Source organism: Pseudomonas sp. SJZ080, from assembly GCF_007828295.1.
GTDB lineage: Bacteria > Pseudomonadota > Gammaproteobacteria > Pseudomonadales > Pseudomonadaceae > Aquipseudomonas > Aquipseudomonas migulae_A.
Genome location: NZ_VIUK01000054.1, coordinates 1 through 10,314 on the forward strand (window position 1 = coordinate 1; position 10,314 = coordinate 10,314).

At 59.7% G+C, this 10,314-nt stretch carries 13 protein-coding genes; 6 read left to right on the forward strand and 7 right to left on the reverse strand.

The window, feature by feature from the left end; genetic code table 11:
* Positions 1–297 precede the first annotated feature (297 nt).
* From FBY04_RS31955 to FBY04_RS31970, 4 genes are all read right to left on the reverse strand, one after another.
* Complete coding sequence (locus tag FBY04_RS31955) at positions 298–525, reverse strand: hypothetical protein (RefSeq protein WP_145319650.1); 228 nt, start codon at positions 523–525, stop codon at positions 298–300.
* A 108-nt stretch (positions 526–633) separates the two neighbouring features.
* On the reverse strand, positions 634–1,368 hold the full coding sequence (locus FBY04_RS31960; protein WP_084321544.1) for an ABC transporter substrate-binding protein: 735 nt from the start codon (positions 1,366–1,368) through the stop codon (positions 634–636).
* Positions 1,369–1,550: 182 nt separating this feature from the next.
* Positions 1,551–1,937: a hypothetical protein gene (locus FBY04_RS31965; RefSeq protein ID WP_145319653.1), complete on the reverse strand. Its 387-nt coding sequence runs from the start codon at positions 1,935–1,937 to the stop codon at positions 1,551–1,553.
* A gap of 189 nt (positions 1,938–2,126) precedes the next feature.
* Positions 2,127–2,867, reverse strand: coding sequence for a response regulator (locus FBY04_RS31970; RefSeq protein WP_145319656.1), 741 nt, complete (start codon positions 2,865–2,867; stop codon positions 2,127–2,129).
* Between the two features lie 295 nt (positions 2,868–3,162).
* On the opposite strand from FBY04_RS31970, the gene FBY04_RS31975 reads away from it, so the two are divergent.
* The gene (locus FBY04_RS31975; protein WP_145319658.1) at positions 3,163–3,426 is read left to right on the forward strand and encodes a DUF2790 domain-containing protein; all 264 of its coding nucleotides are present in this window, start codon (positions 3,163–3,165) and stop codon (positions 3,424–3,426) included.
* A 150-nt stretch (positions 3,427–3,576) separates the two neighbouring features.
* Here FBY04_RS31975 and ppnN read toward each other — a convergent pair whose 3' ends face one another.
* On the reverse strand, positions 3,577–4,950 hold the full coding sequence (gene ppnN / locus FBY04_RS31980) for a nucleotide 5'-monophosphate nucleosidase PpnN (protein ID WP_084321541.1): 1,374 nt from the start codon (positions 4,948–4,950) through the stop codon (positions 3,577–3,579).
* A 213-nt stretch (positions 4,951–5,163) separates the two neighbouring features.
* On the opposite strand from ppnN, the gene FBY04_RS31985 reads away from it, so the two are divergent.
* Both FBY04_RS31985 and FBY04_RS31990 read left to right on the forward strand, forming a co-directional pair.
* Complete coding sequence (locus tag FBY04_RS31985; RefSeq protein WP_084321540.1) at positions 5,164–5,691, forward strand: DUF3087 domain-containing protein; 528 nt, start codon at positions 5,164–5,166, stop codon at positions 5,689–5,691.
* Positions 5,692–5,769: 78 nt separating this feature from the next.
* Positions 5,770–7,344 (forward strand): diguanylate cyclase, encoded by a 1,575-nt coding sequence (locus FBY04_RS31990; RefSeq protein WP_145319661.1) that lies wholly within the window; start codon positions 5,770–5,772, stop codon positions 7,342–7,344.
* A 10-nt stretch (positions 7,345–7,354) separates the two neighbouring features.
* On the opposite strand, the gene FBY04_RS31995 is transcribed toward FBY04_RS31990, so the two are convergent.
* Together FBY04_RS31995 and FBY04_RS32000 are read right to left on the reverse strand one after the other, a co-directional pair.
* Complete coding sequence (locus FBY04_RS31995; RefSeq protein WP_145319664.1) at positions 7,355–8,272, reverse strand: LysR family transcriptional regulator; 918 nt, start codon at positions 8,270–8,272, stop codon at positions 7,355–7,357.
* A 24-nt stretch (positions 8,273–8,296) separates the two neighbouring features.
* Positions 8,297–8,671: a DUF2784 domain-containing protein gene (locus tag FBY04_RS32000; RefSeq protein ID WP_145319667.1), complete on the reverse strand. Its 375-nt coding sequence runs from the start codon at positions 8,669–8,671 to the stop codon at positions 8,297–8,299.
* 174 nt (positions 8,672–8,845) lie between these two features.
* Here FBY04_RS32000 and FBY04_RS32005 point away from each other — a divergent pair, with 174 nt between their 5' ends.
* The 3 genes from FBY04_RS32005 to FBY04_RS32515 all read left to right on the forward strand — a co-directional run bounded on the left by FBY04_RS32005 (position 8,846) and on the right by FBY04_RS32515 (position 10,082).
* Positions 8,846–9,544, forward strand: coding sequence for an AzlC family ABC transporter permease (locus tag FBY04_RS32005; RefSeq protein WP_084321536.1), 699 nt, complete (start codon positions 8,846–8,848; stop codon positions 9,542–9,544).
* Complete coding sequence (locus FBY04_RS32010; protein WP_167362959.1) at positions 9,544–9,855, forward strand: AzlD domain-containing protein; 312 nt, start codon at positions 9,544–9,546, stop codon at positions 9,853–9,855. Before FBY04_RS32005 ends, FBY04_RS32010 begins: the two co-directional genes overlap by 1 nt.
* A 65-nt stretch (positions 9,856–9,920) precedes the next feature.
* Positions 9,921–10,082 (forward strand): hypothetical protein, encoded by a 162-nt coding sequence (locus FBY04_RS32515; protein WP_167362930.1) that lies wholly within the window; start codon positions 9,921–9,923, stop codon positions 10,080–10,082.
* The last annotated feature ends 232 nt before the right edge of the window (positions 10,083–10,314 follow it).

Consider the following 10,314-nt stretch of genomic DNA (forward strand, 5'->3'; position numbering starts at 1 on the left):
AACCCGGCAAGGATGCCGGGTTAGCCGCCCCCGGCCATGGATGGCCGATGGCGGCGGGCCCACGGAGCAGGACCGGAAGGAGGGCATGCCGAGCCTTAGCGAGGCACCGAGCGAAAGGGGCAAAAGCCCTTGGTTACTTGGGGCTTTTCCAAGTGACCCGCTGTAAGAGCGGAACCAATAGCAGCCGTTACCACAAAAACGGATATGCCCCCCCAAACAAACAAACAAACAAAGAAAAACCCCGGAAAGACCAATCCCCCCGAGGTTCCCCATTCCAAAACAGCACAAACCCGCCAATCAATAACGCTGATACTTCGAACCAAACTCAGGACGGTTTTCAGCCACGTAAAGTGTGCTCGCCTGACCATCTTTATGATCAACATCGACAGTATTCACATTCAACGTAGCCGGTTGACTGACCTTCGCCGCTGCCACAACCACTGGCAAAGTAGCGTGAGGCGCAGCAATAGCCGACGTAGCACCAAGAACCGACAGGGCGAAACCAAGACCGATAATGCTTTTCATGATGTAGCTCCAGAAGCGTGGGAAGAAGATGAGCCCACTCTAGTGCTGGCGCTTCACGATGAAAAAACACCCTGACGCATAGTCGTTATCGAGAACGTTGATCCGCCGTCAGCGCGGCGTACGATCCACCAGCCAACGCTGCTTGATGTGCTCCAGGCGTCCGTCCCGGCTCATCTCGTCCAGCGCCTGCTGCCAGCGTGCAACCTGCCGTGCATCGGTCAGCGGTGAAAAGGCGATGTAGATGGCTTGCTTCATCAATGGAATCTGATAATGCAACTGCTCGGGTGACAAACCTTCCTCACGGGCCAAGTTGGCGACGGACAGCGTGTCGGCCACCACAAATTCGGTGCGGCCCAGTCGCGCCAGTCGCATCATTTGTTCGGGTGTTTCCACGCCGTACAGGTTGCTCACGCTCTGTTTTTGCAAGTAGCTGTAGATCAGCCATTTTCGCGGAACGGCAATCCGGCCCTGACGGCCGGCCTCCAACAAACTACGCACCGGTTGCCGGGAGCTGCCCGTGGAGAACAGTGCGGTTTCCACGTCCATCAACGGACCGACCCACTGATACTGGCTTTCACGCTCGGCGGTACGAAACACGGTGAACACCCCGGTGGCGGGCTCGGTGTTGGCCAAGTGCAAGGCCCGCAGTAACGGCACCCGTTGGAAGTGCACCTGATCGCCAGCGGTGTCGGCCAGCGCCTGTACCACATCTACACCAAACCCCACCAGCGCGTTGCCCTGCTGAAAATGCAGGGGCGGATGGTTGTCGGTGAGCATGTTCAGGTCTGCCGCGACCGCAGTGAACGTCAGGAAAGTCAGCAGACAACCGGCCAAGCGCTTCATGAATCGTCCTTGATGAAATGAAGCGCAAATCTTAGTACGCACCTGTTGCAACTGTCCCGCGCAATCGTCGGGCTTTTGCGTCAGAACTCAGGATTTATGCGTATCGCTCGCAATGGTGGAAAACGATCAGGCAAAAAAAGCCCGGGGGCTCCGGGCTTGGGGGATTGCGGATCAACGTGTAATCAATACCGCTGATATTTCGAACCGAACTCGGCGCGGTTTTCGGCGACCACCATACCGCCGCGTATGGCGTTGCCCGGGCTGACCAGTGCCACGCGTTCGCGCAGTTCCTGCAGACGATCCGCCCCACCTTCAGCGACGCGATTTTCGATCAGGCGATCAGAGCCACCTTCAGCCACACGTTCACGCAGCTCTTGCAGGCGATCGGCACCACCTTCAGCCACACGATTCTGTTGCAGGCGATCTGAACCACCTTCCACCAGCAGTTGCTGGACCTGGCTGTGGGACGCGACGCTCACGGTGTTGGCCGAGGCCAGGTTCGACAGGCCGAGACCGCCGACCAGTGCCAGACCGAGTGCCAGAGACGAGACTTTCGAGAAGTTGAACATGGGTGATTCTCCTTGCGCTTGAGTTTGAGTGAGTCGGTAGCTGCTGCTATCCGGTGAACTCAGTTAAACGCTCGGGTGTATCGATGATGTGTGCTTGAACGCCTCGAAATCGATGTCTTCGTATCCGCCATGCTTCCCTATACAGACGGATACAAAAGTCCTACGAGAAATCTCCTCTGGTGCAGAACCTCAGGACTCGGCGCCGAGCAATTCCACCGGGTAGGAAAACACGTAGCCTTCACTTCGCACGGTTTTGATGTAGGTCGATTCCCGCGAATCATCCATCAGCCGTTGACGCAGGCGGCTCACCAGCAAATCGATGGAACGGTCGAACAGGTCGGCGTCGCGACCCTGGGTCAGGTTCAGCAACTGGTCGCGGCTGAGCACCCGTTGCGGATGATCGAGAAACACGCGCAGCAGTCGATATTCGGCGCCGCTGAGGGCGACCATGGTGCCGTCTTCATCCAGCAGGTGCCGGGCGGTGGTGTCCAGGCGCCAGCGACCGAAACCCAGCAATCGACCGCTTTCGGTGATTAGCAGGTTGGGCGGCAGCATCCGGGTGCGGCGCAGCACGGCATTGATCCGGGCCAGCAGTTCGCGAGCAGCGAAGGGTTTGGTCAGGTAGTCGTCGGCGCCCATTTCCAGGCCAAGGATGCGGTCCGTTTCGTCGTTGCGTGCGGTGAGCATCAGGATCGGTGTGGCCTTGTGCTTGCCCGAGCGCAATTCGCGGCACAGCAACAGGCCGTCATCGCCAGGCATCATGATGTCCAGCACGATCAGGTCCACCTGATTGGCTTCCAGAAAACTGCGCATCTGCCGGCCATCGGCAACCACCGTGGTGCGCAGGCCGTTTTTCTTCAGGTAATTGCCGACCAGCTCGCGAATCTCGCGATCGTCGTCGACGATCAGGATGTGGTTCACATGTTCCATCACTCAACCCTCTTGTTATTCGCAGGTTGCGCATTCTAGGGAGCCGCGCCGCTGCTGCCTGCCGGTCTTTGTATCTCACTGTATCTGAGGATGTAATAGATACATTGGTATACACGGCAACATTTTTCGGGGACGGGTGTATCGAAGTGTATCGGGCGCCCTGTGTGACACCTTACGCCTTAAAAGCCCCGGTTAGACGACACATGGCAGATACCTCGGATTGATTGAATGGGTTCCATTGAGACAAGACGACTTGCCTCACACCACTACCCATTGAAACCTTGAGGACATCACCATGAACTGGAACAAACTCTTCGCTGCCAGCTTTTTTGCCATCCTGAACGTCGCGGCGTTTTCCGCCCATGCCGATGTGCAGACCCAGGCGCAGACGCACGCCGCGGCCACCCATCTGGACATCAAGAAGGTTGTTGCAACGGTAGAAGACGGCGGCAGCCATTGCGGGGTCGTCAACGCGCGGATGACGTACCTGGATTCCAGCGGCACGCAGAAAGTGCTGGATTACAGCAAGTTTGCAGAGTGCGGCAACCAGGGCGGTTGATCGTGGCACCGGCGGCACACACCGCCCAACTGTAGGAGCTGGCTTGCTAGCGATGGCGTCCGAGAGAGCGACTCATGTCTCGAGGGCCAATCGCCAGCAAGCCGGCTCCTACAGGTTTTGCGTTAACCATAGATCCGGTTGTCGTCAGCCTTATGCAACCACCTGGTAACACGGCACATACGCCGCACCGCCTGGCAGCTTCATCCGGTGCTGGGCGACGAAGGCTTTCAGCAGTTGATCCAGCGGCTGCATCACCGCCGCATCGCCACGAATCTGATACGGCCCGTGCTGTTCGATCAGGCGGATGCCCTTGTCCTTGACGTTGCCGGCGACGATGCCGGAGAACGCGCGACGCAGGTTGGCGGCCAGCTCGTGAGCCGGCAGGTTGCGGCTGAGTTTCAGGTTGGCCATGTTTTCGTGAGTCGGATCGAACGGGCGCTGGAAGCCTTCGTCGATCTTCAGCAGCCAGTTGAAATGGAACGCGTCATTGCGCTCGCGGCGGAACTGTTTCACCGCTTTGAGACCGGCGGTCATCTGCCGTGCAACCTCAGCCGGGTCGTCGATGATGATCTCGTAATGTTGCTTCGCCGCTTCACCCAGGGTGGCGCCGACGAACGCGTCCAGTTGCTCCAGATACGGCGCGGCGTGCTTCGGCCCGGTGAGGACGACGGGGAAGGGCAGGCCCTCGTTATCCGGGTGCATCAGGATGCCGAGCAGGTAGAGGAACTCTTCGGCCGTGCCTGCGCCACCCGGGAAAATGATGATGCCGTGGCCCACGCGCACGAACGCTTCCAGACGTTTTTCGATGTCCGGCAGGATCACCAGCTCGTTGACGATCGGGTTCGGTGCTTCGGCGGCGATGATGCCCGGCTCGGTCAGGCCGAGGTAGCGACCGCCGTGGATGCGCTGCTTGGCGTGGGCGATGGTCGCGCCTTTCATCGGACCTTTCATCACGCCCGGGCCGCAACCGGTGCAGATGTCCAGGCTGCGCAGGCCCAGTTCGTGGCCGACTTTCTTGGTGTATTTGTATTCTTCGGTGTTGATCGAGTGGCCGCCCCAGCACACCACGATCTTCGGCTCGACGCCGGGGCGCAGGGTGCGGGCGTTGCGCAGCAGATGGAACACGTAGTCGCTGATGCCCTGGGAAGTGCTCAGGTCGATGCGCTGGGCATCGAGTTCGTTTTCGGTGTAGACGATGTCGCGCAGGGCGCTGAACAGCATTTCCCGGGTGCTGGCGATCATTTCGCCGTCGACGAAGGCGTCGGCCGGGGCGTTCAGCAATTCCAGGCGCACGCCGCGGTCCTGCTGGTGGATACGGATTTCGAAGTCTTTGTAGGCTTCGAGGATGGTCTTGGCGTTATCGACATGGGCGCCGGTATTGAGGATGGCCAGGGCGCACTGGCGGAAGAGGGTGTATGTGCTGCCGGATCCGGCTTCGCTCAGTTGCTGTACTTCACGTTGAGAGAGGGTTTCCAGGCTGCCTTTCGGGCTGACCGAAGCGTTGATTACTTGTCGTTGGGACATTCAATGATCCTTAAAACGATGTCACCCGCCGAGGACGCATGACATCCGAATAGTATGTATCCATAAAAGAAGATGGCACGAACTGCGCACTATCGCCATGTTCCCCTTTGACGATGAAAAGATGAAAAGGAGCCCCAGCATAGCTAAATCCGCCGCAGAGGCGATAATGCCTCGCAGTCTTTTTGCCGATGCCACCTGAGGAAACCCGTCGCGATGTTCGAAATCCAGCCGCAGAACCCCGAAGTCTATCGACGCCAGACACGCCGCAGCACGATCATCATCGCCCTGGTTTTCCTGGCGCTGGCGATGGTGCTGTCGACCGCGGCGGTGGCGATGTTCGGCGAACCCGGGGGCGACAATCTACGCTTCAACGTGGGTGGCGTGTTTGTCGCGGTGCTATTGATGGTGGCACTGATGCGCGGCACGTTCTGGAATCAGGAATGGATGGCGCCCGCCGTGTACGGCTGGCAGCTCAAGCGCAGCCTGATGAGCATCACCAACGTCATGCATCAGGTGACGGCGGCGGTGGAGAAGGATGATCCAGGGGCCATGAAGCTGTTGCGCTTCTATCATCTTGGGTTGAGCCAGATGCATGAGCTGGACGGCAACTCCAGTGATCACAGCCAACTGGTTCGCGAAATGGACCTGCACAAGGCGCGGATGGAGGCGCTGGGCATCGAGACCGAACAGACGCAATTGAACCCTGCGTGGCTTGAGGCATTGAAACAGACGCCACGCTGACCGGTGTATCGTTGAGGCGTCGTGATAATAAAAAGGCGAACGGGATCAGTCGCCACTCATCAAGAATCAGGGAGCGTCATGGGGCATCCGTCCGTCAAAGAGCGAATCGAACAATCCCGCCACGGCGTGTCCCTGGTGACCGAGGCGGGGGCAAGGCTCAAGGTCCGCTCCGCAGTGGTTTTGCTTCTCGCTGTGTGCCTGTCCATGATCGCCATCGTGATCTGGGAAGCCTGGAACTCGCGCCAGTACCATCTGCATGACAAAGAAGTGGCGATGTCCAACCTTGCGCAGACCCTGGCCTCGCAAGCGCAGGCGACGATCAAGCAAGCCGACACGTTGCTGTTTACGCTGGTGGAACGCCTGGAAACCGACGGCTTCGAGTCGGCCCGATTGCCTCACCTGGAGCGCTTGCTCAGTGCCCAACGCAGTGAGCTGAGACAATTGCACGGCATGTTCGTCTATGACGAGCAGGGGCGCTGGATTGCCAATTCCAATGGTGCGGTCGTGTCCGATGCCAACAACGCCGACCGTGAGTATTTCATCTACCATCGCGATCATCCCGACCGTGGGCCGCACATCGGTCCGGCGATCAAAAGCCGCTCCAGCGACGAATGGATCATGACAGTGTCGCGCAGGATCAATCACGCCGACGGCCGTTTTGCCGGTGTGGCGCTGGCGACGATCTATCTCAGCCATTTTCTGTCCCTGTACGACAGCATCGACATGGGCCGCAACGGCGTGATCAATCTGATCGCCGACGACGCCACCATTATCGTTCGCCGGCCGTTCAATGAAGCGGAAATCGGCACCAGCATCGCCAACAGCCCGCTGTTCAAACAGTTGTTGCCCATGGGCAGTTCAGGCACGGCAACGGTCAGGTCCGTGATGGATGGCGTTGTGCGGGTGGTGGGGTTTCGCCGGGTCGAGGGGTATCCGCTGATCGTTTTCGCCGCGCTCGACAAGAATGAAGTCCTGGCCGGCTGGCGTGAGGAATCCTTGCTCAGTGCGGGCATCGTCGCGCTGCTGCTGGGTTTTGTGGGAGTGCTGGGTTATCGTCTGATCAATCTGATGAAGCAGCAGAACCGCATCCAGAACCAGTTGCTGGATGCCCAGGAAAAACTGATCGAGGTCAATCGCAGCCTGGAACTGTTGGCCCTGGAGGACGCGTTGACGGGGCTGTCCAACCGCCGTCAGTTCGATCTGTTCATTCACTCGGAAATCGGTCGCGCCAGACGCAGCCTGACCAGCCTCGCCTTGCTGATGATTGATGTCGATCACTTCAAACTGTTCAATGATAACTACGGTCACTTGGCCGGTGATGAGTGTCTGCGCAATATCAGTGCGATCATCACCGATAATATCCAGCGCCCCGGGGACCTTGCGGCTCGCTACGGCGGCGAAGAGTTTGCGGTGGTGCTCCCCGGAACCGACTATGTCGGGGCGTTTCTGGTGGCGGAAAAAATCCGTCGCGCGGTGCTGCATGCCGGTATTCGCCACAGTGAAGGTGCGGAAGGCGTGGTGACGGTCAGCCTGGGCGTCGCCGCTTACGATCCGGCCTCGCAAGCCCAGGCTGACGACTTGATTGGTGCCGCCGACAAGGCACTTTATGTCGCCAAGGCCAGCGGCCGGAACATGAGCGTCATTGCCAACTGAGTGTGCCGGTTCAGACGAACCGGTCGCTGCCCTGGACCAGCCTGGTCGCCAGGTACGATTGCTTGAGTTTTTCCAGCCACCAGCCCAGGGCGCGGCCGTCATGATCGCCGCGCCAGCCGGCGTACAGAATGTTTGGCTCGCGCGGATCGGCCATCTGTTTCTCGACCAGCGTGCCGTTCTTCAGCAACGAGGCAACCCGATGCCGGGGCAGCCAACCCACGTCGAGGCCGTCGCACTGGGCGAGGATTTTCGCGCGCATGGTCGGCACGGCGAGCACCGGTTGCCCACCGGAAACGTCATAGGTGCTGCCTTCGGTGGCTCTGGATGAATCCGCCACGACGATCGCTCGGTGCTGCGTCACCGTTGCCCGGGAAATCGGTTCCTTAGCCCTGGCCAGCGGATGCCTGGACGAGACGGCAAACACCCATTCCATTTCCCCCAATTGCATCCAGCGCAAGGAAGGGATCGCCGGCGGTTCGTTGGTGGCGCCGATGATCAGGTCCGCCCGGCCCTCGCGCAGGGCTTCCCATACACCTTTCAATACTTCCTGGGTGATGCGCAGCGGTACGCCGGATTGCAGCGCGTCGAACTCGTGAATCACCGGGATCAAGGCGTCGAATTCCAGCAGTTTGTCGGTGACGATCCACAGCCGGCTCTCCCAGCCGTTGGCCACTTGTTGCACCCGTTGGGTCAGGCGTGAGACGTCCTGCATCAGCCGCGCCGCTTCGTTCACCAGCAGCTCCCCGGCGGGGGTGAGCTGCAGACGGTAGCGGCGTCGGTCGAACAGCAGCGCGTCGAAACGCTCTTCCAGTTGCCGCGCCGCATAGGACACCGTCGACGGCGCCTTGCCCAGATGCGCCGCCGCTCGCGACAGGCTGCCGGTTTCCCGAATGGCTTGCAGCAATGCCAGGTCTTCAATCGACAACATGTGCAGATCCTCAGAGGAGATTGTTCAGGCGGCCCGGCGTAATTTGCGCAACCTGAACAACCGAAGATAGACCAGCACGTTGAGCGCCAGCACCACGCTGCCGAGTCCCAGTTGAATCGCCGGTGTCAGGCCCGCCGGGTAAATGACCGGCCACACGTAGTGCTCAATGAAACCACCGCCATAGCCGGTTTGCCCGGCGGCGTGGCGCATGCGGTTTTCCCAGTCCGTCAGCGGGCAGAACAAATGGAAAAACTCCACACACACGCCCCACGCGGCGGCCGGCAGGTGCAACCAGACCAAGTGATGCCATTTGAGCACCAGCAGCCCGCCGAACAGCACGAACAGAATGAACAACAGGTGAAACAGCACCAGCCCGTCGGCGGCGATTCGGTAAAGCATGTCGACTCCCTGACACGTTATGCGATGGCTCCATGGTACTCGGGCGGGGCGTTAATCACGAAAATCAGCGAACCCGGCGCGCATCCTGCCATTCGCTGCAGTGCGCAAGATTGTTCAAGCCATCGGCGGCAACTGCTGGCACAGTCTGACGTCTTTCTCTGGTTGTCGAGCGTTATGTCCAATTCACTCCTGCCGCGCAGCGCGTTTCTTCGCGGCGCCGCGGCGATCATGCCGTTGTCCCTGGCGACCGCGCCGTGGGGATTGCTCGCCGGTTCCATGGCCATCGAAGCCAACCTCACACCGCTGCAAGGCCAGGGGTTGTCGAGCATCGTGTTTGCCGGCGCGGCGCAACTGGTGGCCATCGGCATGCTCAAGGGCGGTGCCGGGATTTTTTCGATTCTGCTGACCACGCTGCTGCTGACCTCCCAGCATTTGCTCTATGGCATGAGCATGCGCTCGGTGATTTCGCCGCTGCCGGGGCGCTGGCGTGCAGGGTTGGGCTTTTTGCTCACCGACGAGTTGTTTGCCCTGACCAGTCAGCATGACAAACAGCAGTTCAATCGCTGGTATGCCCTGGGCGTCGGCCTGACGTTTTACATCGCCTGGAACCTCTTCACCCTTGCCGGCATTGTGCTCGGCAGCAGCATTCCGGGGCTGGAGCATCTGGGCCTGGATTTCTCCATCGCCGCGACCTTCATTGCCCTGATCACCCCGGTGGTGCGTAACGTACCGACGGTGGTCTGCGTGGCGGTGTCGTTGTTCTGCTCGGTGTTGTTCAGCTATTGGCAATGGGGCTCGGCGCTGGTGCTCTCGGGATTGGCGGGCATGACGGCGGGCTTTGTCTGCAATAAATTTTATGGTGGGCGCACATGATGGTTTGGGCAGTGATTGTCGGTATGGGGATTCTGGTGTTCCTCAACCGCTACGTGTTTCTCGAACCGCGCCTGCCGCTGCGCCTGAGCAGCAATGCCCGGCAGTTTCTCGGTTTTGCGGTGCCGGGCATGCTGACCGCGATTTGCGGCCCGATAGTGTTTATGCCGGACAAGCAGCTGAACTTGCAGTGGGACAACCCGTATCTGATCAGTTCGCTGGTGGCGGTGGGGCTGGTGCTGTACACCCGCAATACCTTGCTCAGCATGCTGTTGAGCATGGGGTTTTTCTTTTTGCTGCGCTGGTGGCTTTGAGCCGGGGGGGCGAAACTGTTCTACGCTTAAAGTTGATGACTGATCCCTTAGGAAGAGAGGTAAGCATGGCAACTGAACAAAAGCGTCCGGATCCGGATGAAGAAGACATGGATGAACCGACGGAAGAAGAGATCGAGCGGCAGAAGCGTTCGACGCCGACCTGGAAGCACCCCGATGATGGGAAAGAGCTGTCAGATCGTGATATGGAGTTTCCGCTGAAGCCCTGAACGGGGTACATATCCGTTGCTGCGGTAACGGCGGCTATTGGTTCCGCTCTTACAGCGGGTTACTTGGAAGAGCGCCAAGTAACCAAGCGCCTGCGCCCCTGACGTACGGTGGCTCGCGAAGGCTCGCCATTCCCTCACTCCGGTCCTGCTCCGTGGGCCCGCCGCCATCGGCCATCCATGGCCGGGGGCGGCTAACCCGGCATCCCTGCCGGGTTGCCCACTGCGCAGAACC

Excerpts from the sequence above, each read along its gene's own strand:
- FBY04_RS31985 (WP_084321540.1), top strand. The coding sequence starts at position 5,164 with ATGTTCGAAATCCAGCCGCAGAACCCCGAAGTCTATCGACGCCAGACA.
- FBY04_RS31970 (WP_145319656.1), bottom strand. The coding sequence starts at position 2,867 with ATGGAACATGTGAACCACATCCTGATCGTCGACGACGATCGCGAGATT.
- FBY04_RS31955 (WP_145319650.1), bottom strand. The coding sequence starts at position 525 with ATGAAAAGCATTATCGGTCTTGGTTTCGCCCTGTCGGTTCTTGGTGCT.
- ppnN (WP_084321541.1), bottom strand. The coding sequence starts at position 4,950 with ATGTCCCAACGACAAGTAATCAACGCTTCGGTCAGCCCGAAAGGCAGC.
- FBY04_RS32010 (WP_167362959.1), top strand. The coding sequence starts at position 9,544 with ATGGTTTGGGCAGTGATTGTCGGTATGGGGATTCTGGTGTTCCTCAAC.
- FBY04_RS31960 (WP_084321544.1), bottom strand. The coding sequence starts at position 1,368 with ATGAAGCGCTTGGCCGGTTGTCTGCTGACTTTCCTGACGTTCACTGCG.
- FBY04_RS32000 (WP_145319667.1), bottom strand. The coding sequence starts at position 8,671 with ATGCTTTACCGAATCGCCGCCGACGGGCTGGTGCTGTTTCACCTGTTG.
- FBY04_RS31995 (WP_145319664.1), bottom strand. The coding sequence starts at position 8,272 with ATGTTGTCGATTGAAGACCTGGCATTGCTGCAAGCCATTCGGGAAACC.
- FBY04_RS31965 (WP_145319653.1), bottom strand. The coding sequence starts at position 1,937 with ATGTTCAACTTCTCGAAAGTCTCGTCTCTGGCACTCGGTCTGGCACTG.
- FBY04_RS31990 (WP_145319661.1), top strand. The coding sequence starts at position 5,770 with ATGGGGCATCCGTCCGTCAAAGAGCGAATCGAACAATCCCGCCACGGC.
- FBY04_RS32005 (WP_084321536.1), top strand. The coding sequence starts at position 8,846 with ATGTCCAATTCACTCCTGCCGCGCAGCGCGTTTCTTCGCGGCGCCGCG.
- FBY04_RS31975 (WP_145319658.1), top strand. The coding sequence starts at position 3,163 with ATGAACTGGAACAAACTCTTCGCTGCCAGCTTTTTTGCCATCCTGAAC.
- FBY04_RS32515 (WP_167362930.1), top strand. The coding sequence starts at position 9,921 with ATGGCAACTGAACAAAAGCGTCCGGATCCGGATGAAGAAGACATGGAT.